Annotated in this window: 21 protein-coding genes and 1 tRNA gene; 14 read left to right on the top strand and 8 right to left on the bottom strand. The window is 66.9% G+C overall.

Annotation, left to right across the window (positions count from 1 at the left end; genetic code table 11):
- Positions 1–3: 3 nt before the first annotated feature.
- The 4 genes from AC1DZV_RS01210 to AC1DZV_RS01195 all read right to left on the bottom strand — a co-directional run bounded on the left by AC1DZV_RS01210 (position 4) and on the right by AC1DZV_RS01195 (position 2,760).
- Entirely contained in the window at positions 4–969 is a 966-nt protein-coding gene (locus AC1DZV_RS01210) for a hypothetical protein (RefSeq protein WP_476949594.1), read from the bottom strand.
- Entirely contained in the window at positions 966–1,451 is a 486-nt protein-coding gene (locus AC1DZV_RS01205) for a hypothetical protein (protein ID WP_476949593.1), read from the bottom strand. The genes AC1DZV_RS01210 and AC1DZV_RS01205 overlap by 4 nt, the downstream gene beginning before the upstream one ends.
- Positions 1,452–1,515: 64 nt before the next feature.
- Positions 1,516–1,989 (bottom strand): hypothetical protein, encoded by a 474-nt coding sequence (locus AC1DZV_RS01200; RefSeq protein ID WP_476949592.1) that lies wholly within the window; start codon positions 1,987–1,989, stop codon positions 1,516–1,518.
- Positions 1,990–2,677: 688 nt separating this feature from the next.
- Positions 2,678–2,760 (bottom strand) — tRNA-Leu (locus AC1DZV_RS01195).
- Positions 2,761–2,924: 164 nt separating this feature from the next.
- Here AC1DZV_RS01195 and AC1DZV_RS01190 point away from each other — a divergent pair.
- A complete protein-coding gene (locus tag AC1DZV_RS01190) occupies positions 2,925–4,241 on the top strand; it encodes a M20/M25/M40 family metallo-hydrolase (protein WP_028275570.1) in 1,317 nt (438 codons plus the stop codon).
- 16 nt (positions 4,242–4,257) lie between these two features.
- Positions 4,258–5,421 carry an acyl-CoA dehydrogenase family protein gene (locus AC1DZV_RS01185; protein ID WP_476952733.1) on the top strand — a complete coding sequence of 388 codons (1,164 nt, stop codon included), beginning with the start codon at positions 4,258–4,260 and terminating at the stop codon, positions 5,419–5,421.
- Between the two features lie 72 nt (positions 5,422–5,493).
- On the opposite strand, the gene AC1DZV_RS01180 is transcribed toward AC1DZV_RS01185, so the two are convergent.
- On the bottom strand, positions 5,494–5,727 hold the full coding sequence (locus AC1DZV_RS01180) for a DUF5703 family protein (RefSeq protein WP_018772920.1): 234 nt from the start codon (positions 5,725–5,727) through the stop codon (positions 5,494–5,496).
- Positions 5,728–5,766: 39 nt separating this feature from the next.
- Between AC1DZV_RS01180 and AC1DZV_RS01175 the strand changes: the two genes are divergently transcribed.
- Positions 5,767–6,039, top strand: coding sequence for a hypothetical protein (locus AC1DZV_RS01175; protein WP_223916379.1), 273 nt, complete (start codon positions 5,767–5,769; stop codon positions 6,037–6,039).
- 24 nt (positions 6,040–6,063) lie between these two features.
- On the opposite strand, the gene AC1DZV_RS01170 is transcribed toward AC1DZV_RS01175, so the two are convergent.
- Positions 6,064–6,999, bottom strand: a complete 936-nt coding sequence (locus AC1DZV_RS01170; RefSeq protein ID WP_223916377.1) for an aldo/keto reductase — start codon at positions 6,997–6,999, stop codon at positions 6,064–6,066.
- Between the two features lie 50 nt (positions 7,000–7,049).
- Here AC1DZV_RS01170 and AC1DZV_RS01165 point away from each other — a divergent pair, with 50 nt between their 5' ends.
- Together AC1DZV_RS01165 and mshC are read left to right on the top strand one after the other, a co-directional pair.
- Positions 7,050–7,883: an undecaprenyl-diphosphate phosphatase gene (locus tag AC1DZV_RS01165; protein ID WP_476949590.1), complete on the top strand. Its 834-nt coding sequence runs from the start codon at positions 7,050–7,052 to the stop codon at positions 7,881–7,883.
- A 15-nt stretch (positions 7,884–7,898) separates the two neighbouring features.
- The gene (mshC, locus tag AC1DZV_RS01160; RefSeq protein ID WP_476949589.1) at positions 7,899–9,179 is read left to right on the top strand and encodes a cysteine--1-D-myo-inosityl 2-amino-2-deoxy-alpha-D-glucopyranoside ligase; all 1,281 of its coding nucleotides are present in this window, start codon (positions 7,899–7,901) and stop codon (positions 9,177–9,179) included.
- Between the two features lie 75 nt (positions 9,180–9,254).
- On the opposite strand, the gene AC1DZV_RS01155 is transcribed toward mshC, so the two are convergent.
- Both AC1DZV_RS01155 and AC1DZV_RS01150 read right to left on the bottom strand, forming a co-directional pair.
- Entirely contained in the window at positions 9,255–9,773 is a 519-nt protein-coding gene (locus tag AC1DZV_RS01155) for a DUF1269 domain-containing protein (protein WP_476952732.1), read from the bottom strand.
- Positions 9,774–9,886: 113 nt separating this feature from the next.
- Positions 9,887–10,792 carry a PAC2 family protein gene (locus AC1DZV_RS01150; RefSeq protein ID WP_018772914.1) on the bottom strand — a complete coding sequence of 302 codons (906 nt, stop codon included), beginning with the start codon at positions 10,790–10,792 and terminating at the stop codon, positions 9,887–9,889.
- A 153-nt stretch (positions 10,793–10,945) separates the two neighbouring features.
- Between AC1DZV_RS01150 and AC1DZV_RS01145 the strand changes: the two genes are divergently transcribed.
- From AC1DZV_RS01145 to pafA, 9 genes are all read left to right on the top strand, one after another.
- Positions 10,946–11,731: an HAD family hydrolase gene (locus AC1DZV_RS01145; protein ID WP_476949587.1), complete on the top strand. Its 786-nt coding sequence runs from the start codon at positions 10,946–10,948 to the stop codon at positions 11,729–11,731.
- Positions 11,724–12,911, top strand: coding sequence for a site-2 protease family protein (locus AC1DZV_RS01140; RefSeq protein ID WP_476949586.1), 1,188 nt, complete (start codon positions 11,724–11,726; stop codon positions 12,909–12,911). Before AC1DZV_RS01145 ends, AC1DZV_RS01140 begins: the two co-directional genes overlap by 8 nt.
- Before the next feature lie 101 nt (positions 12,912–13,012).
- A complete protein-coding gene (locus AC1DZV_RS01135; protein ID WP_028275577.1) occupies positions 13,013–14,110 on the top strand; it encodes a tRNA (adenine-N1)-methyltransferase in 1,098 nt (365 codons plus the stop codon).
- Between the two features lie 84 nt (positions 14,111–14,194).
- Positions 14,195–16,006 carry a proteasome ATPase gene (gene arc, locus AC1DZV_RS01130; protein WP_476949585.1) on the top strand — a complete coding sequence of 604 codons (1,812 nt, stop codon included), beginning with the start codon at positions 14,195–14,197 and terminating at the stop codon, positions 16,004–16,006.
- Positions 16,003–17,676: a depupylase/deamidase Dop gene (dop, locus tag AC1DZV_RS01125; protein ID WP_476850914.1), complete on the top strand. Its 1,674-nt coding sequence runs from the start codon at positions 16,003–16,005 to the stop codon at positions 17,674–17,676. The genes arc and dop overlap by 4 nt, the downstream gene beginning before the upstream one ends.
- A gap of 90 nt (positions 17,677–17,766) precedes the next feature.
- Positions 17,767–17,970 (top strand): ubiquitin-like protein Pup, encoded by a 204-nt coding sequence (locus AC1DZV_RS01120; RefSeq protein WP_026266331.1) that lies wholly within the window; start codon positions 17,767–17,769, stop codon positions 17,968–17,970.
- An 86-nt stretch (positions 17,971–18,056) separates the two neighbouring features.
- Positions 18,057–18,899 (top strand): proteasome subunit beta, encoded by an 843-nt coding sequence (gene prcB, locus AC1DZV_RS01115; RefSeq protein WP_476949584.1) that lies wholly within the window; start codon positions 18,057–18,059, stop codon positions 18,897–18,899.
- A gap of 1 nt (position 18,900) precedes the next feature.
- Positions 18,901–19,608, top strand: a complete 708-nt coding sequence (gene prcA / locus AC1DZV_RS01110) for a proteasome subunit alpha (RefSeq protein ID WP_476949583.1) — start codon at positions 18,901–18,903, stop codon at positions 19,606–19,608.
- 1 nt (position 19,609) lies between these two features.
- On the top strand, positions 19,610–20,974 hold the full coding sequence (gene pafA / locus AC1DZV_RS01105; protein ID WP_476952731.1) for a Pup--protein ligase: 1,365 nt from the start codon (positions 19,610–19,612) through the stop codon (positions 20,972–20,974).
- Positions 20,975–21,074: the final 100 nt, after the last annotated feature.

Here is a 21,074-nt window from a genome sequence, read left to right as displayed (position 1 = left end):
AAGCTATGCCGGGGCAGGGGAGTTATGGAGCTTTGCTTCAACGGAGAGCAGGTAGCTGCGCTCCTCCGCGGTCAGGAAGGTCGCCGAAGTGCCCGCAGCGAGTTCAGCGTCCCGGATTTCGACAACCATCCGGTGCAGCCTGTCCTGTACCGGCGCCTGGGGGTCGGCCTCAAGGGTCCGGTCAAGCGACGTGCTCTGCAGCGCCTTGGACCAGATGGCCTCGACGCGTGCGAGGGTTTCGGTGTTCCGGCGGTGCAGGTTTTTGCGGGCAGCCCTGCCGGCAACCGCCGGGATCGTGAGTCCGGCGCCGGCCAGGACGGTCGCGACCAGTTCCAGCTGATGGTACGGGAAGTCAGGCCTGACCAGTACGGCCAGGAATGTCAGGTGCCGGGCCAAGAGGGACAGACACATCTCGGCCATCACCAGGAAGCCCATGATGCAGCCGGCGCCCAGCATGGAGAAACCGACGCGGAACGGGCGGCTCATCCGCGGGACGTAGCGGAAGCAGATCACGGCAATTTCCGCGCTCATCGAACAGATGAAGAGGGTGAGCATCAGTGAGAACAGGAGAGCCGGGAAACGGTCCTCGTAGATGCCCCAGGCGGGGGTCGTGACGGTGGGTCCTGCGAGGAGGAAGAACGCGGTCTGCAGGCTCAGCGTGAGCGTCAACGGAAGTGTGCGTGTCCACCAGGACCGGCGGCCGCCGGCTTCCGGGGCGATGGCGGCGTATGCGGCGAGGCGCAGATACCAGAGAGAGACAATCATCAGGGAGTTCAGAACCAGTTTGACCAGGTTCATGCCGCCCAGGGCCGTATCGACGGGGACGTAGACAACCGGGGACATGAGCAAAGAGCCCACGCCTCCGTACACGGCACAGGTGAACACCAGGTCGCTCCGGCTGCGAAGCAGGGCGGGAATGCGGGCACCGGCCAACAGGAACAGCGCCGCGGCCATCAGGAACTGCATCATCCGAAGACCGCCCCGAAGTTGCCCGGCTCCGCGTCCGGCTGCTGGTAGGAGCGGCGGATGCGGGAGGCAAGCCGGTCGGCAAGGAGTTCGGCCGTTACCTCGAGCTCGTCGGCGAAGTCGGTGCGTTTCAGGGCCGAGACGACGCGCTCCGGGTCGAGGTCCGGGAAGAAGACCTGGGCGTAGTCGTGCGAGAGGACTTCCTGCTCGTGGCGGAGGATCATGTGGGCGAACTCGTGCAGGACGATCTGCTGGCGGTGCACCTCTGACGCCGCCTTGGCGTGGAGGATGAGGTCCAGGCCGTCCATGCCGAACCACAGGCCACAGACCTTGTCGGTGGGGGTGTTCTCGATCGGCTTGATGACAATCGGACGCCCGCTCGCGGTCTCCAGGTGGGTCTGGATGGAACCCATGGAGACCGGTACCTGCAGCCGCAGGCCTTCTTCCGCAGTCCGGGCCCGCGCTCGGGCGACGCTGTAATCCATGGAGCTGATCCTTGGGATGGTCCGATAAGGGGCCGGAGTCCCTCCGACTCCAAGGAGGAGCGTATCAGCCCTGTTCAGGGGCCTTTCCGGCGCCCGGCGTGTCGGAAGAAGTGACGTTCGTCTCCGCCAGTTGCTCGTCGATGAGGTCCCGGATCTGAAGGAGCGTCTCGGGTGACAGGCCGCCGAGTTGCCGGGCAGCGAAATTGCGGACCTTGTTGGCCCGCATGCTGGCCAGGAGGTCGAGCTGGGCTTCGACTTTCTGGGGCAGCTCGTCCTGGTCGTGCAGCAGGTAGTCGCGGTTCACGCCGAAAAACTTTCCGAGGTTCTGCAGGAGCTCGGTCTTCTTCACCTCGGGCCCGGACCCGGTGCGCATGTAGTGCCAGCGGGCGCGGGAGATCGGAGTACCGGCCGCCTTCATGGCGGCGCTGACGTCGTTGAAGGTGATCTTCTTCCCGGCGGCTTCCGAAGAATCAAGGAGAAGGTTCAGCTTCCTTGCGAGTGCCGCGCCCGGCCCGGAATCGACTGACGCGTCGTTCATCGCGCGGCTCCTTTTCTGAGGTCGAAGGGTGGAACCAGAAGACAATATCATCCGATTGGACATGTCCAATAATTTTGCATTACCCTCTGAAAACAGAATTGGACATGTCTATTTCTGCACCGGAGGGGAGCCGGGCCACGCCTCCGGTACCGCCTCCATAGTGGAGGCACGCAGCCTAAGAGTTGCCCGTCAGGGGAGCCGCGCTCCGGCTGACGCCACGACGGCCGCATTCCTGCAGGAGCTTTTGGGGGGCCGGCAGGGATGCGGTCTTTTGGTTGGCCCGGCGGCGTGAGGTCCCAGTGTTCCTGTCGACGGCGGCCGCCGCGGGAGACGATGCGCTCCCCGCTCAGCGGGTCGCTAGTCCTTGGACGTCCGGCCTCGGGCCCGTCGAGCTGCCCAAACCACGAAGACCACGATGAACGCGACGGGCAAAAGCACCAGCGGGTTCCAGCCTTTAACTGTCATTTGTCATCCCTCGATTTGCTTGCAAGTCTCTTGCGCAGACTCTACGCCGGCGACCACGAGGCGAGAACGCTGTGCGGCCATCCTTTGGCGGGCACGTCCGGTGGGCTCCTGGCCGGGGCAGCGGGTATTGCTACTCAGCGGCAGCGGGGGCGACGCCGTAGCCCGTCTGCGGGGAAGCCGAAAAAAACCCCTGGAATCCGTGGATTCCAAGGGTTTTCCCTTGTGCGCGGAGGGGGACTTGAACCCCCACCCCCTTTCGAGGACTAGCACCTCAAGCTAGCGCGTCTGCCATTCCGCCACCCGCGCAGGTGGTAATTCCGAGTTCGTTTCGCCTTTCAGCGTTTTGCTTTTCTCGGAAGCAGCGAGAAAGACTCTAGCACGACTTTTCCGGAAACAAATAATCGGGGTCCGCGGGGGTGGTGTGGGTAGGCTGAAGCAAGCAATTGAGCCACCCGCCACGAGGAGCCGCTATGACTGACAACCGGACCGAAACCAGGCCAGAGGATGAGGTCGTCAGGATCTGCCAGGAGCTGATCCGGATCGACACGTCCAACTACGGCGACGGCTCCGGCCCCGGTGAACGCGCGGCCGCCGAATACACCGCCGGGCTCATGGCCGAAGTCGGGCTGGACGCCGAAATTTTCGAAGCAGCACCCGGCCGAGCCAGCGTAGTCACCCGGCTGGCGGGGGAGGACCCCTCCGCCAGCGCCCTGGTGGTCCACGGCCACCTGGACGTCGTCCCGGCCCTGCGCGAACAGTGGTCGGTTGACCCCTTCGGCGCCGAACTGAAGGACGGCCTGATCTGGGGACGCGGCGCCGTGGACATGAAAGACATGGACGCCATGATCCTGTCCGTGCTGCGCAATTTCGCCCGCACGGGACGCAAACCCAAGCGCGACCTCATCTTCGCGTTCTTCGCCGATGAGGAAGCCGGCGGCACCTACGGCGCCCGCTACGCCGTCGAGAAGCGGCCCGAACTCTTTGAGGGCGCCACGGAGGCGATCTCCGAAGTCGGCGGCTTCTCCGCCACCATCGGCGGCCAGCGCACCTATCTGCTCCAGACGGCGGAAAAGGGCCTCTCCTGGCTCCGCCTGGTGGCCCACGGCCGCGCGGGCCACGGCTCCCAGATCAACACCGACAACGCCGTGACCAGGCTTGCCGGCGCGGTCTCCCGGATTGGTGCCTACAACTGGCCGATCGAGCTCACGCCCACCACGCGGCAGTTCCTCGACGGCGTCACCGAACTCACCGGGGTCGAATTCGATCCCGACGATCCGGAGAAGATCCTGAAGGAACTCGGCACGGTGGCCCGCTTCGTCGGCGCCACACTGCAGAACACCACCAACCCCACCCTGCTCAAAGGCGGCTACAAGCACAACGTCATTCCGGAATCGGCCGAGGCCCTCATCGACTGCCGCACCCTGCCCGGGCAGGAACAGCAGGTGCTGGAAATCGTGCGCGAACTCGCCGGCACCGGAGTGGACATCAGCTACGTGCACAACGACGTCTCGCTGGAGGTGCCGTTCGCCGGCAACCTCGTCGATTCGATGATCGATGCCCTGCATTCCGAGGATCCGGGCGCCAAGGTGCTGCCGTACACGCTCTCCGGCGGGACCGACAACAAGTCCCTGAGCCGGCTCGGCATCACCGGCTACGGCTTCGCCCCGTTGATGCTGCCGGACGAGCTCGACTTCACCGGCATGTTCCACGGCGTCGACGAACGGGTCCCGGCGGATTCCCTGAAATTCGGCGCACGGGTGCTGGACACCCTGCTCACCAACTACTGAGCGGAGACCGCCTGCCATGACGCCCGAGGACATCCTGAGCGGTCCGCTGCTGGAACGGATCCGCGGCCGCGCCGCCGGCTACGACCGCGACAACGCCTTCTTCCACGAGGACTTGGCGGACCTCACGGCGGCCGGCTACCTGAAACTTTTCGTCCCGGTGATCGACGGCGGACTCGGACTCGGGCTGGCGGAAGCGGCGCAGCTGCAACGCAGGCTGGCGACCGCGGCGCCGGCCACCGCGCTGGCCGTCAATATGCACCTGGTGTGGACCGGCGTCGCCCACGTCCTTGCCGCCCGCGGTGACTCCTCGCTGGATTTCATCCTCCAGGAGGCGGCACAGGGTGAGGTCTTCGCCTTCGGCAATTCGGAGGCAGGCAACGACTCCGTGCTGTTCGATTCCCGCACGGAGGCCGTCCCGCTGCCCGGCGGCGGCTACAGCTTCACGGGCCGCAAGATCTTCACCAGCCTGTCACCGGCGTGGACACGGCTGGGCATCTTCGGGAAGGACGCCCACGCCGCGGACGGCGCCGGGGAACTGGTCCACGGGTTCATCACCCGGGAAACCCCCGGCTACGAGATTTTGCCCGACTGGGACACGCTCGGCATGCGGGCCAGCCAGTCCAACACGACCCTGCTGGAGGGCGCCGTCGTCCCGGCCGAACGGATCTTCCGGAAACTGCCGGTGGGCCCCAACGCAGACCCGCTGATCTTCGCGATCTTCGCCTGCTTCGAGACCCTCCTCGCCGCGGTGTACACCGGAATCGGCGAACGGGCCCTCACGCTCGGGGTGGAAGCCGTGCAGCGCCGGACATCGTTCAAGAACGGCGGCCGCAGCTACGCCCAGGACCCGGACATCCGCTGGAAGGTGGCGGAAGCGGCGATGGCCATGGATGCGCTCTACCCGCAGCTCTCCTCCGTAGCGGCCGACGTCGACGGCCTCGCGGACCACGGCAGCCAATGGTTCCCCCGGCTCGTGGGGCTCAAAGTCCGGGCCACGGAGACGGCCCGCACCGTGGTGGACCTCGCCATCCGGGTATCCGGCGGCTCCAGCTACTTCCGCGGCTCCGAGCTCGAGCGGCTGTACCGGGACGTGCTCGCCGGCATGTTCCACCCATCAGATGACGAATCGGCGCACAATACCGTGGCGAACGCCTGGCTGGGCCCGCTGGAGACACCCTAGAGGGCCCAGGACTCCCCGCGGCGTTCGCGGCTGCCGATCCCAGCTGATGCGCGGCCGGGATCCGTGTGCGGCCTAGACGGTGCGCTGGACCTGGATGACTTTCCGGCGCAGCCAGAAACGCCGCCCGCCGCCCACGTAGAGGCGGCTGCGTTCCAGTTCCCATTTGCCGTACTCGGAATGCTCCACGAGCCGGCGGCGGGCCTCGGGGAGCGAATCCTCAGGACCGACCGTCAGAACGAGGTACTCGTACTGCTTGACATAGTCCCGTTCCCGCCGGACCGAGCTGCTCAGAAAATGTTCTTTCATTGCTCTCCATTTTCGTCTTTTTCCGACTAACGTGAAGTCATGAGCATCGATCCGCGTGTCGCGCTTCAGTCCCTGACCTCTGCACTGGAAGAACACCTGGCGGCGGCCTCCGCCCGCAGAAGTGACGGGGATCCCGCGGTCGAGGCGGCGTTCTTCGCCGTTGCCGATGCCTTTGAAGTCTACGACGATGCCCTGTATGAGGCGTATGGGGAAGTGACGCCGCTCGAAGTGATCGACGGCGACGAAGACGGCGACGAAGACGATGTCGACGACGAAGAGGACCTCGAGATCCTCGAGAATTCCGAGAACTAAGGGGACCTGCGGATCTCCGCGGCCTCAGCCGGGGTCGGACACGTCTTCGAGCGCCTGCGCGATCTCCGGCGGCAGCGGCGCGAGCGCCGAATCCAGGATCTCCTTGAGTTGAACCGGTGTCCGGGGACCGACGACGGCGGTTGCCACCCCCTGTTGGGACAACAGCCAGCTCAGCGACACATCCAGGGCAGTCCGGCCGAGCCCCTTCGCCGCCATGGCGACGGCTTCCACCACGCTGGACGCCGGTCCCTCGAGATAGGGTTCCACGTACGTCGCCAACCGCTGGTTGGCGGCCCGGGAATCAGCCGGGATGTGGCCGCGGTATTTGCCGCTCAGGACGCCGCGTCCCATCGGAGCCCAGGCCATCAGGCCCAGCCCCGCGTCCTCGATGGCCGGAATGAGCTCAATCTCCGCGTTGCGCTGCAGGAGCGAGTATTCGGACTGGTTGGCCACGAGGGGGAAGCCCGCGATTGCGGCGGCCTTTGCAGTCTGCCAGCCGTTGAAATTGGAGACACCGGCGTAACGCGCCCGGCCGGACCGCACCGCGTGGTCCAGCGCTGACAGGGTTTCCTCCAGCGGAACATTCGGATCCCAGGCGTGCGCGAACCAGAGATCCACGTAATCGGTTCCCATTCGGGCCAGGCTCGCGTCCAGCCCGGAGAGCATGCCGTTGCGGGATGTGTCGACGCTGCGGCGACCGTCCGCCGTCGTCAGTCCGGCCTTTGTGGAGATCACCACTTCGGAGCGCGCCACGACGTCGCCCAGTATTCCGCCGAGCATCGCCTCGGCCTGCCCGTCGGCGTAGGACGCCGCCGTATCGATCAGGGTTCCGCCGGCATCGACGAAGGAGCGCACCAGGGCGGCGGCATCCTGTTCCTCGGTTTCCCTGGCCCAGGACATGGTGCCGAGGGATAGGGCGGACACGCGCAACCCACTGTTGCCGACATAACGCTGCTGCATGTCAGCTAGCTTACGGGGTCGGGCTGCTTCGTAACGTAGGGTCTATAAACGTGAACTGGATACAAGCGGCTCTGCTGGGCCTGGTACAGGGGCTGACCGAGTTCCTCCCGATTTCCTCGAGCGCCCATCTGCGGATTGTCGGCGCCTTCCTCCCGGAAGCGTCCGATCCCGGCGCCGCCTTCACGGCCATCACGCAGCTGGGCACCGAGACGGCGGTGATCGTCTATTTCTGGCGCGACATCCTGCGGATCATCCGCGCCTGGTCCGGTTCGCTGACCGGCAAAGTCTCCCGGCAGGACCCGGATGCGCGCATGGGCTGGCTGGTGATCCTGGGCAGCATCCCGATCATCGTCCTGGGCCTGCTGTTCCAGGACCAGATCGAATCGGTACTCCGCAGCCTGTGGGGCGTCGCGACCATGCTGATTATCTTCGGCATGGTCCTCGCGGTAGCCGACACCATCGGCCGGCAGGACCGTGAACTGACGCAGCTGACCTACAGACATGGCCTCTATTACGGACTGGCGCAGGCCCTGGCCCTGTTCCCCGGTGTGTCCCGCTCCGGCGGCACGATCAGCGCCGGGCTCCTGATGGGCTACACCCGTGAGGCGGCGGCCCGCTACTCCTTCCTGCTGGCCATCCCCGCCGTGTTCGGCAGCGGACTTTACCAGTTGTACAAAGTGGTCTCCAAGGAAGGCATCACCGGCCCGTACGGGCTCCCGGAAACTGCCCTGGCCACCGTGATCGCCTTCATTGTGGGATACGTCATCATCGGCTGGTTCCTGAAATACGTCTCCACCCGCGGCTACCGGCTCTTCGTCTGGTACCGGATCATCCTGGGAATGTCGCTGTTCCTGCTCCTCGGTTTCAATGTCATCAGCGCCTAGCACTAGGCTTGGTCTGTGAAATCCTGGACCTCCCGCCCTGTTGCCCAGCTCCCCGGCAGCATGCCCGCCCTGAGCCTCTTCGATACCGCCAAGGGCGGAATTGTCACCCTGGAGGCCACGGGTGAGCAGTCCATGTATGTCTGCGGCATCACCCCTTATGACGCCACGCACATGGGCCACGCGGCCAGCTATGTCGCCTTCGACCTCCTCAACCGCGCGTGGCGGGACGGCGGCCAGCACGTCGCCTACGTCCAGAACGTGACCGACGTCGACGATCCCCTCCTGGAGCGCGCCACGGCCACCGGCGTCGACTGGCGCGATCTCGCCGCGAGCCAAATCGAGCTGTTCCAGACCGACATGGAGGCCCTGAACGTCCTCGCCCCGGACCACTACATCGGTGCCGTCGAGGCCGTTCCCCTGATCGTTCCCGCCATCGAGCGCCTGCTGCGCAACGGACTCGCGTACCGCGTCCCCGGCACCGGCGGCGAGCCCGACGGAGACGTCTACTACGACGTCGAAGCCGCCGGGAAGCACTCGACGGACGACGTCGACGCCTGGACCCTGGGATCCATTTCCGGACTCTCCGACGCCGAAATGCTGGAACTCTTCGCCGAACGCGGCGGCGACCCTGGCCGGGCCGGGAAGCGCCAGGCGCTGGATCCGCTGCTCTGGCGGGTTGCCCGCGAGGGCGAGCCCAGCTGGCCCGGTGGCGAGCTGGGGGAGGGCCGGCCCGGCTGGCACGTCGAATGCACCGTGATCGCCCAGGAGTACCTGCCCAAGCCGTTTACCGTTCAGGGCGGCGGCTCGGACCTTATATTCCCGCACCACGAAATGGGCGCCGGCCACGCGTACTCGCTGGCGGGCGTGCCGCTGGCCCGCCACTTCGCGCACGCGGGCATGGTGGGCCTCGACGGGGAGAAGATGAGCAAGTCCAAGGGCAATCTTGTCCTTGTTTCCAGGCTCCGGGCTGACGGGGAAGAACCTGCCGCGATCCGCCTCGCGATCCTGGCCCACCACTACCGCACGGACTGGTCCTGGACCGCCGCCGGATTCGCCGAGGCCAAAGACCGGCTCCGCACCTGGCGCGAGGCCCTCGCCGTGGCGCCGGAAGGCTCCGCCGCGGCCCTGCTTGGCGGGCTGCGGACCGAACTCGCCAACGACCTGAACGCGCCCGGCGCACTCGCCGCTGTCGATGCCTGGGCGAAGGCCGCCCTGGCAGCCCCTGGGGAGGCATCGGCCACGGACGCCGCGCTGGTGAGCGACGCCGTCAACGCCCTGCTCGGCGTCGAACTCTAACCGGTTTTCGATCGGCCCCGACCGGAGCAGATCCCAAATCCCAGCGGCCGTCTCCACGGTGGCTGCGTCGGCCGGTCAGGACGAAGCGGCCTCGATGATCTTCTCGTCGCCCTCGTTCACGGCTTTGACGACGGCGTCGTAGTCACCACTTTCGACAGCCTTGCTGACTTTCTTGGTGGCCTTGCTGATCGCCTTGTCGACGCGGTCGAGGTAGAGGTCCTCGACGATGGCAACGATCGCCGAGGAGCCCGGCGGCAGAAACTCCTCCGCGTTGACGCCGATGGACTTTTCCTCATGCCGCTTCCTGATGGCACCCACACCAGCGCCGATCCCGGCACCGATCACGCCGGACAGCAGCAGCGGCGGAGCGAACAGTCCGACCACCAGCCCGCCGACTGCGCCGGCCTTAGTGCCGCCGGCTACCAGTCCGCCGCCGTGCTCCTTGACCTCGCTCTTGCCCGAGGAGTCACGCGACAGGACGACGGCAGCCGCGACGGCCGCGTCGTCCATGCCCTTGATGGCCTTGAAATCCTCTGCCGCCGAGTCCTCGTCGGCGTACGACGACACGAACAAGATGTAGTTGTGATCTGTCATGGTGTGCCCTCCACTCGGTGTTGGCCGGCGTCGCGGCCAGGTCCAACTCTCGCCGCGACGGGCGCCCGCCGTCAGGGTCATAAGACTCTGGTCCGGGGAAAGCGGGACGCGGGCTAGGGCTTGTCCTTGCCCCGGCGTTTGAGGTAGCGCTCAAATTCGCGGGCTATCGATTCACCGCTGGCCTCCGGGAGGTCGGCGGTGTCCTTGGCCTCCTCGAGCTGGCGCACATACGCCGCAATTTCCGGATCCTCTGTAGCGAGCTCGTCCACGCCGCGTTCCCACGCGTCGGCCTCCTCCACGAGTTCCGTGGTGTCCAGCGGGACCTGGAGCAGCTCCTCGACCCGGTGCAGCAGGGCCAGCTGCGCCTTCGGCGACGGGGCCTGGGCTACATAGTGCGGCACGGCCGCCCAGAGCGACACGGTCGGGAGCCCGGCCAGCAGGGCCACCTCGCCGAGCACGCCCACAATCCCTACCGGGCCCTCGTACTGCGAGGCCTCCAAGTCCATCCGCTCACGCAGTGCGGCGTCGTCCGTGGAGGTGCTGACCGGAATGGGCCGGCTGTGCGGCACGTCAGCCAGCAGCGCACCGACCAGGATGACGTAGTCGACATGCAGGGCCTCGGCGTGCACCAGCAGTTCCGCGGTGTAGGCACGCCACTTGTAGGACGGCTCGGTGCCCTGGACGAAGATGACGTCCACGTTCGAGTCGGGGACGCTGGCCTTGAAGATCCGTGTGGACGGCCACTTGATCTTCCGCTCACCGGCCGCTGTCCGCCGGATCGTGGGCCGGGTGAACTGGAAGTCGTAGTACTCGTCGGCGTCGATCGCCCCGACCTTCTTGCCGCCCCAGAGCTTGTTCAGGTAGCGCAGGGCATCGCTGGCGGCCTCTCCGGCGTCGTTCCAGCCTTCGAAGGCCGCGAGCATGACGGTGATGCGCCGGCCCTCGGGGACTGGCTGCAGCAGCCGCTCCGGCTCGGAGACGGCGCCTGGTTCGGTGGGGTCTGCCTCGAAGCTGTTCATGCCATCACCCTACGTCCAAGAACCCGCCGAGCGCAGGCAATCGAGCGCCAAGGGACCGCAATTTCCGCCCGGAATCCCACGGTCGGGCGCGTGGAATTCGCCGTAGGCGTAGCGCGGGCGCCCGGCCGCGGGCTTCCCCGTAGACTGGAAGGCATGCGATCCTCAGCTTCCCGGCCCCTCCTTAAAGCAGCGCTCTGGGACATGGATGGCACCATTGTCGACACCGAGCCCTACTGGATCGCAGCCGAACACGCACTCGTCGAAGCCCACGGCGGACAATGGTCCCACGAACAGGCCATGCAGCTCGTGGGACAGTCCCTGATGTTTTCCGCGGGAATCCTGCAGGAAGCCGGCGTGGCCCTGGAACGGCGCGAGATCATCGACACCCTCACCGGCCACGTGATCAGCCAGGTCCGGAGTTCCATTCCCTGGCGCCCCGGGGCCCGCGAACTGCTCGACGAACTCTACAACGCCGGCGTCCGTTGCGCCCTCGTCACCATGTCCGAGGCCCCGCTGGCCCGGGAGATCGTTGCGAGCCTGCCCGAGCCCTACTTCGAGTTCCTGGTCACGGGAGACACTGTGACCCAGGGCAAGCCGCACCCGGAGGCTTACCTCACGGCCGTCGAGCTCCTGCAGCAGCAGGATCCCGAGCTCGGCCTGCACCACTGCGTGGCCCTGGAAGATTCCGTGCCGGGTGTCGCCGCTGCCGTGGCCTCCGGCGTCGTCACGGTCGCCATCCCGCACATCCTGCCCCTACCGCACGATCCCCGCCGCGCCACCTGGAACACCTTGGAAGGCCGGACAGTCGCTGACCTGGAGGAGCTCGTGGCCCTGCGGCACGACTTCCCCGACGCCACCTTCGGCGCCGCCGCGGACCCAACCGGCCGCTTAAGTACGGTCTCGACCACGCTCTCGACCGCGGGCCGCTCCCGTGGCTGACACCGGCAGCCAGGGGGAACGCGGCAAGACTCCGGCTAACCGCCGGGAAGGGATCCCGCTGGGCCGGATCGCCGGCATTCCGGTATTTCTGGCGTATTCCTGGTTCATCATCGCGGCCTTCACGGTGATCGCCTACGGGCCGGTCCTGCAGAGCAACAATCCGCGCCTCGGCGTCACCGCCTTCTTCGTCGCCTTCGCCTACGCGCTGCTGCTCCTGATTTCCGTGCTGGCCCACGAACTCGCGCACGCGCTGACCGCGAAGCTGTTCCACTGGCCCACGGAGAAAATTGTCCTCAACCTCTGGGGCGGCCACACCCAGTTCCAGAGCTTCACGGCCTCACCCGGCCGCTCCGTCCTGGTGGCGATGGCCGGCCCGGCCGCGAACTTCGTCCTTGCCGGCGCAGGCTGGCTCCCGCTTGCCTACGGCGACCTGAACGGCGTGGCCGACATCCTGGCCAACATCTTCGTCTGGGCCAACCTGTTGATCGGCATCTTCAACGTCCTTCCCGGCCTTCCGCTGGACGGCGGCCGGCTGGTCGAATCCGCCGTGTGGAAAGCCACCGGCAGCCAGGAGAAGGGCACAATTGCGGCAGGCTGGGCGGGCCGGATCATCGTGATCGCCCTCGCCCTGTGGTTCATTGTCCTGCCGCTGGTCAGCGGCGCACGGCCGGATATTTCCTTCACCCTCATCACCGCCCTGGTGGGCAGCTTCCTGTGGATGGGGGCGTCGGCCTCGATCCAGCAGGCCCGCCTGCGGGGCCGGCTGCACCTCGTCGACGCCGCGGCCCTCGCCGAACCCGCCCTCGGCCTTCCGGAAACCGCGACGGTCGCGGACCTCCTGGACCGGGCGCCGGGCGGAAAGCCCGCCGTGGTGCTGTGCGACCGGGACGGCCGTCCCGTGGCCATCGTCGACGCCGGCGCCGCCGCCAGCGTGCCTGCCGGACTGGCCGCAGCGACCGCCCTGACCGCGGTCTCCTACCCCCTTGGCGCGGGCGCCTATGTCCCCGAATGGTCCAAGGGCCAGGAGCTCGTCCAGTACCTGGCCCAGCTCGAGGGCCAGGAGTACGCGGTGGTGAACCGCGAGGGCGCCGTCACCGGGCTGCTGCGCCAGGCCGCCGTCGTCCGGGCCATAACGGGCAAGTACCGGAACGAACGCCAGAACCAGGGGCAGAACCGGTAGAGTTACTGGGCGGTCGTGAATTTCCGGCCCCCACGCGCAAGGACCGGTGCCCGCCGGCATGTCCGCGGCCACACAGCTTTACAGGAGCGAGGAACATCTTCATGAGCAGCGACACCGCCGCAGGCACTAACACTGCCAACACCACCGCCGCCGCAGGCACTGACACTCCCACCGCCGGGGCCAGCAGTGCCGCCGGCGCGAATGGTGCCACCGGCGCGGCGCGCCGCCGCGGACCCTTCCGTGAAGGCGAACGCGTCCAGCTCACGGACGAGCGTGGCCGCATGAACACGATCACCCTCGAAGTCGGCGGGGCGTTCCACACCCACCGGGGCTTCCTGAACCATGACGAGATCATCGGCAAGCCCGACGGCTCAGTGGTGGTCAACAACGTCGGACAGCAGTACCAAACCCTGCGTCCGCTACTCTCGGACTTCGTGCTCTCGATGCCCCGCGGCGCGGCCGTGGTCTACCCGAAGGACGCCGGCCAGATCGTGACGATGGCGGACATCTTCCCGGGCGCACGCGTTGTCGAAGCCGGCGTCGGCTCGGGCGCCCTGTCCATCTCCCTGCTGCGCGCGGTGGGGGACAACGGCTACCTGCATTCCTTCGAACGCCGCCAGGAGTTCGCGGACATCGCCCGCGGCAACGTCGAGACCATCTTCGGCGGCCCGCACCCGGCCTGGAAGATCTCCCTTGGCGACTTCCAGGAGGAAGTGGTGCGCACCGAGGAACCCGGCTCCGTGGACCGCGTGGTCCTGGACATGCTCGCGCCGTGGGAATGCCTCGACGCCGTCGCCACCGTCCTGGCCCCCGGCGGCGTGTGGATCAATTATGTCGCGACTGTGACGCAACTTTCGCGGACAGCCGAAGCCATCCGTGCGGACGGACGCTTCACCGAACCCGACGCGTGGGAATCCATGGTCCGCGGCTGGCATCTCGAAGGCCTGGCCGTCCGCCCGGACCACCGCATGGTCGCCCACACGGGCTTCCTGCTGGTAACCCGCCGCCTCGCCGACGGCGTCACGGGAATTTCGGTAAAGCGCCGCCCCTCTAAGACCGACTTTAACGAAGAAGACGTCAACGCCTGGACCCCGGGCGCTGTGGGCGAGCGTGCGGTCTCGGACAAAAAGCTGCGCCGCGCCGCCCGCGACGCAATTGCCGGAACGAACGTCGTCGACGCCCCGGAGATAACGAACTAGGCAGCATATTTCGGATGTCTCCAGCGGCACCCGCCTTCTTAGGGCTATGGTCTTAACAGAAGAGCAGGAAGGGGCTGATGCACGATGGAGACTCCGAATACTGACCCGGGCCGCACACCGGCCGAGGACGCAGCGGATGCTGCCGCCCGCACGGATGCGGCCCGCGCCGCAGCCGGCGAGGGTGACCGGTATGCCGCCAATGAACTGTCCGTCGCCGAGCGGCAGGTCAACATCCTTCGGGACAAGCTCCGCCACATTGACCGCCAGCTCGCCGCCGCGACGCAGAACAACTCCAAACTGGTCAGCATGCTGGAAACGGCCAAGGCCGAGATCCTGCGGCTGAAGAACGCCCTCGACCAGGAGGGACAGCCGCCGTACAGCTTCGGCACCGTCCTGCAGCTCAACCCGAAACGGCAGCCGACGGCCGGGAACAGCGGCCAGGCGGCCACGGAGGAATCCGTGGATATCTTCAACGCCGGCCGCAAGATGCGGGTTGGGATCAGCCCGCTGGTCAACATCAGCCAGCTCGCCGTCGGGCAGGAAGTCCTGCTCAACGAGGCCCTGATGGTGGTCGCCGGACTCGGCTACGAGCGGGCCGGGGACCTGGTCACGCTCAAGGAAATGCTGGGGCCCGACCGTGCCCTGGTGGTGGGCCGCGCCGACGAGGAGCGGGTCATCCGCCTCTCCGGCGCCCTGCTCGCCCAGCGGCTCCGGGTCGGCGACGCGCTCTCGATTGATTCCCGGACCGGGTACGCGCTGGAAAAGATCCCGCGCTCCGAGGTGGAGAACCTCGTGCTCGAGGAAGTCCCGGACATCACCTACCAGGACATCGGCGGACTGGGCCCGCAGATCGAACAGATCCGCGACGCCGTCGAACTGCCCTTCCTGCACCCGGACCTGTACCGGGAGCACGGGCTCAAGGCGCCCAAGGGCATCCTGCTGTACGGCCCGCCCGGCTGCGGCAAGACCCTGATCGCCAAGGCCGTGGCCAACTCGCTGGCCGCCCGGGCCGCCGAGCGCGCCGGCAAGACGGACATGAAGAGCTACTTCCTGAACATCAAGGGACCAGAGCTGCTCGATAAGTACGTCGGCGAGACCGAACGCCACATCCGCCTGATCTTCGCGCGCGCCCGGGAAAAGGCGTCCGAGGGCAGCCCGGTGGTGGTGTTCTTCGACGAAATGGACTCGCTGTTCCGCACCCGTGGCACCGGCATTTCCTCCGACGTCGAAACCACCATCGTCCCGCAGCTCCTCAGCGAGATCGACGGCGTCGAACGGCTGGACAACGTGATCGTGATCGGCGCCTCGAACCGGGAAGACATGATCGATCCGGCGATCCTGCGCCCGGGCCGCCTGGACGTGAAGGTGAAGATCCAGCGCCCCGACGCCGAGGCCGCGGCCGACATCTTCAACAAGTACATCACCACGGACCTGCCTTTCCACGAGTCCGACCTCGGAGAGCACAACGGCGACGTGCAGGCGACCGTGGACGCCATGGTCCAACGCACCGTCGAGGCGATGTACTCCACCGAGAAGTCCAACGAATACCTCGAGGTCACCTACGCCAACGGCGACACCGAAATGCTCTACTTCAAGGACTTCAACTCCGGCGCCGTGGTGCAGAACGTCGTGGACCGGGCCAAGAAGTACGCCATCAAGGACCTGTTGACCATCGGCCAGAAGGGCCTGCGGATCGACCATCTACTCCGGGCGGTCGTTGACGAGTTCCGTGAACACGAGGACATGCCCAATACCACCAACCCGGACGATTGGGCACGCATCTCCGGCAAGAAGGGCGAGCGCATCACGTACATCCGCACCATCGTCCAGGGCAAGGCCGGCCAGGAGCCCGGGAAGTCCATCGAGACGATGCCCAGTACAGGCCAGTACCTGTGACGGCTGTTGTCCCCGGCAAGCCCGCCGACACTGCGGGCGGGCTGCCGGTCGGCGGGGCGATGCGGGTCATGGGATCGGAGACCGAATACGGCATCCACGCGCCCTCGGCCCCGGGAGCAAACGCCACGATGATGTCAGCCCGGGTCATTCAGGCGTATGCCCAGGTGACCCGCCAGCGGGCCGCCGGCGGCGCCGAGACCCGTTGGGACTACACGGACGAGGAACCGCTGCACGACGCCCGCGGCTGGACCTTGGAGCGGAGCAGCGCGGACCCGGAACAACTCACCGACCAGCCTCCCGTCCTCGACGCCGAGGCGATCGCCCTCGCCTACGGGCGGCAGGAACTCGAGGCCGACGGCGAGGACGAGTCCGGCACGCTGCTGATGAACATGGTGCTGGGCAACGGCGCACGGTTGTATGTGGACCACGCCCATCCGGAGTATTCCAGCCCCGAGGTGACCAACCCCCGCGCCGCCGTCACGTGGGACGCCGCCGGCGACCTCGTGGCCCTGGCCGCGGTCCGGCGCCTCGCCGCGGATCCCGAACTGCCGCCGATCAACCTGTACAAGAACAACACGGACAATAAATCGGTCTCCTACGGCTCGCACGAGAACTACCTGATGCCCCGCTCGGTGCCCTTCGGCGAAATCGTGCGCGGCCTCACGCCGTTTTTCGTCACCCGGCAGATCATTTGCGGTGCCGGGCGGGTGGGCCTCGGTCAGGACAGCGCCCGGGCCGGCTACCAGATCAGCCAGCGCGCTGACTTCTTCGAAACCGAAGTGGGCCTGGAAACCACCATCCGCCGCCCCATCATCAACACCCGGGACGAGCCCCACGCCACCGCGGACAAATACCGCAGGCTGCACGTCATCATCGGCGACGCCAACCTCAGCCAGGCGTCCAACTTCCTCAAGTTCGGCACCACCGCGATGGTCCTGAGCCTGATCGAGGCCGGGCTGGCGCCGCGGATCGAAGTCCATGAGCCCGTCGCCGCGCTGCAGGCCGTCAGCCACGACACCTCGCTCACCGGGCTGCTGCGCCTGGGCGACGGCCGGCGGATCAGCGCCCTGGACCTCCAGTGGATCTATTTCGAGGCCGCCTCCAAGCACGCGCAGGACACCGGCGTCGCGGACGCCGTGGACGGTGACGGCCACACCCACGAGGTCCTGGAGCGGTGGTCCGCCACGCTGAGCGAACTCGGCGGTGACCGGGCGGCGGCCGCATCGTCAGTCGAGTGGCTCGCCAAACTGTCCCTGCTCGAGGGCTACCGGCAGCGTGACGGCCTGGGCTGGGACAACGCGCGGCTGGGCCTCGTGGATCTGCAGTGGGCCGACATCCGCCCCGAAAAAGGGCTCTACTACCGGCTGCTGGCCCGCGACCGGATGCACCGAATCGTCGACGACGCCGCGATTGCCCGTGCGGTGACCGAACCGCCGTCGGACACGCGGGCGTACTTCCGCGGGCGCTGCGTCAGCAGGTTCGGTGCAGACCTCGCGGGGGCCAGCTGGGACTCGGTGATCTTCGATGTCCCCGGCCGCGGCAGGCTCCAGCGAGTCCCAACCCGCGAGCCGCTGCGCGGGACCGAAGCCCTCACCGGCGGCCTGTTTGCCCGGCACAGGGAGGCCGGGACGTTCCTGGCAGAACTGCTCGGACTCAGCCCCGGTTCCTGAAAACAAAGCCCCCCGCGGGCGCCCCGGGCGTGGCACTATTGCTACAGGATGTCCCTTAGGAGAAAAGGGACGGACATGAAGGAGAAAACAATGGCAGGCCAGGAGCAGCAGCAGCCGCAGTCGCGGGACACCGAGGTTGACGAGGACGTCCCCGCCGCGCCGCCGGCCCCGGCGGACGCCCAGGCGTCGGCAGCCACCCAGGGCGTCGATGATCTCCTCGATGAGATCGACGGCGTGCTGGAGTCCAACGCCGAGGAATTCGTGCGCGCATTCGTCCAAAAGGGCGGCCAGTAGGAGCGCCGCCGGCCGCCGGATGAGGGCGGCGGGAGGGGCTAAGGGCCGGAAGAGTCGTTGATCCACCACGTTGAGGGAGAGCGTTAGTGCAGGAAACAACAGCCAACCGAGTAGCAGCCAACGCGACGTCCTCATTCACCGAGCATCTGCAGCGCGAACGGCCCGATTTGATGCCGTTCGGCCAAGTGCCTTTCAGCCAGTTGCCCGCCGGCGGGCACGCCGGCCAGCCAGGAGCACCGCTGCAGGCCCCGCACGGGACCACGATCGTGGCGATGACCTACGCCGGGGGAGTGCTGATGGCCGGGGACCGCCGCGCCACCATGGGCAACGTGATCGCGAGCCGGCACATCGAGAAGGTCTTTCCCGCCGACCAGTACTCAGTGCTGGGCATTGCCGGGACCGCCGGCATCGCCCTGGACATCACCAGGCTGTTCCAGGTTGAACTCGAACACTACGAGAAGATCGAGGGCACCCTCCTGAGCCTGGACGGCAAAGCGAACCGGCTCGGCGCCATGGTCCGCGGCAACCTGCCCATGGCCATGCAGGGCCTCGCCGTCGTGCCCCTGTTCGCGGGATTCGACCGACCCGCAGGTTTTGGCCGGCTCTTCTCCTACGACGTCACGGGCGGCCGCTACGAGGAACAGGAGCACCACGCGGTGGGCTCCGGCTCGATGTTCGCCCGCGGCGCGCTGAAGAAACTCTGGCGTCCCGGCCTCTCGGAACAGGACGCCGTGGCAGTCGCCGTCGAGGCCCTGTACGACGCCGCCGACGACGACTCCGCCACAGGCGGGCCGGACCCCGTCCGGCAGCTATGGCCGGTGGTGTATATCGTGAACCGGACAGGCGCCTTCCGGGTCCCGGACCGCGACCTTGCTGCCGTGGCCGGCCGCGTCATCGAATCCCGCACCGTCGCCCAGCGGGAGGCCTGAGATGACCCAGCAGTTCTATGTATCTCCCGAACAGCTGATGAAGGACCGTGCGGATTTCGCACGGAAGGGCATCGCCCGCGGACGTTCGGTGGTGGTCATCAGTTGCCGGGACGGGATTGCCCTCGTGGCGGAGAACGCGTCCCCGTCGCTGCACAAGATCGGCGAGATCTACGACAAAATCGCGTTCGCGGCCGTCGGGAAGTACAACGAGTTTGAAAGCCTGCGGCAAGCCGGGGTGCGGTATGCCGATGTCCGGGGCTATTCCTACGACCGCGAGGACGTCACGGCCCGCGGCCTCGCCAGTGTGTACGCACAAAGCCTCGGCGCGGTGTTTACGGCCGAACAGAAACCCTTCGAGGTCGAACTGGCCGTGGCCGAAGTCGGCCAGGCCCAGGAGGCGGACCATCTGTACCGGCTGACCTTTGACGGGTCCATCGCCGACGAGCACGGCTTTATTGTGATGGGCGGCCAGGCGGACAAGGTCTCCGAGGCTGTCGCGGCGGGCTGGCAGGGCGAACTCGACTTCGCGGGCGCCATCCGCCTGGCCCTCGCCGGGCTCGTGGCGGACAAGGAAACCACCACCTTGCCCGTATCCGCACTGGAAGTTGCGGTCCTGGACCGGGGATCGGAAAGCGGCCGCGGCACCCGCCGGGCGTTCCGCCGGCTCGAGGACCCGGACATCGTGGCATTGCTGGCTGAGGAGAACTGAGATGGACAAGCGCATATTCGGCATCGAAACCGAATTCGGAATTTCCTATTCAAGCCCGGAGTCCCGGCCGCTGGCACCGGAGGAAGTAGCCCGCTACCTCTTCCGCAAGGTGGTCAGCTGGGGACGGTCCTCCAACGTCTTCCTGACCAACGGCTCGCGCCTTTACCTGGACGTCGGGTCGCACCCGGAATACGCCACCGCCGAGTGCGACGACCTGGCCCAGCTGATCGCCCATGACCGTGCCGGGGAACTGATCCTGTGCGACCTCGTGGACGAAGCCCAGGAACGGCTGGCGGCGGAGGGATTCAACGGCACCGTATACCTGTTCAAGAACAACACGGACTCGGCCGGGAACTCCTACGGAAGCCACGAAAACTACCTCATCCCGCGGCGCGGCGAATTTTCCCGGCTCGCCGAAATCCTCATCCCGTTCCTCGTGACCCGCCAGTTGATCGCCGGGGCCGGCAAGATCCTCAAGACCCCGCACGGGGCGACCTTCGCGTTCTCCCAGCGGGCCGACCACATCTGGGAAGGCGTTTCCTCCGCCACTACCCGCTCCAGGCCCATCATCAACACCCGGGACGAGCCGCACGCGGACGCCGAGTTCTACCGGCGCCTGCACGTGATCGTGGGCGACTCCAACATGTCCGAAACGACGGCGCTGCTCAAGGTCGGCACGGTGGACCTGATCCTGCGGATGATCGAGGCCGGGGTGATCATGCGCGACATGCGGATGGAGAACCCGATCCGGAGCATCCGGGAAATATCCCACGACCTCAGCGGCCGGGCCCTGGTCCGGCTCGCCAACGGCCGGCAGCTCACAGCCCTGGAAATCCAGCGCGAATACCTGGGCAAGGTGACCGCGTTCGTGGCCGAACACGGCGCGCACAACCCCCACGTGCCGCTGATCCTGAACCTCTGGGAGCGCACGCTGGACGCCATCGAAAGCGGCGACACGAGCACGATCGATACCGAAGTGGACTGGGCCATTAAGAAGAAGCTCATGGACAACTACCGGGAACGGCATGGTCTGGGCCTTGACGCTCCCAGGATTGCGCAGCTGGACCTGACCTACCACGACATTTCCCGTGGCCGCGGCCTCTTCTACCTGCTCCAGGCCCGCGGGGCCGTGCGCCGGGTGGTGGACGACACCGCGGTCAAGGACGCGGTGGATGCCCCGCCGCAGACAACGCGCGCCAAACTCCGCGGCGACTTCGTCCGGCGCGCCCAGGAACTCGGCCGCGACTACACCGTGGACTGGGTCCATCTGAAGCTGAACGACCGCGCCCACCAGACCATTCTGTGCAAGGATCCCTTCCGGAGCGTGGACGACCGGGTGGATGCGCTGCTGGACTCGATGGGCTGATACCCAGCTTCGCACGTTATTCTGGGGTAGGGCCGCCCTGCGGCCGCCGCTTTCTTTGCCACGGGAAACCGAACGGCACTGAGTCCACCCTGCCTCGACG

The sequence above is a fragment of the Arthrobacter sp. P1_D12 genome (assembly GCF_056406175.1).
Note: the sequence above shows the minus strand (reverse complement) of the source record. Positions and strands in the feature narration are given on the sequence as shown.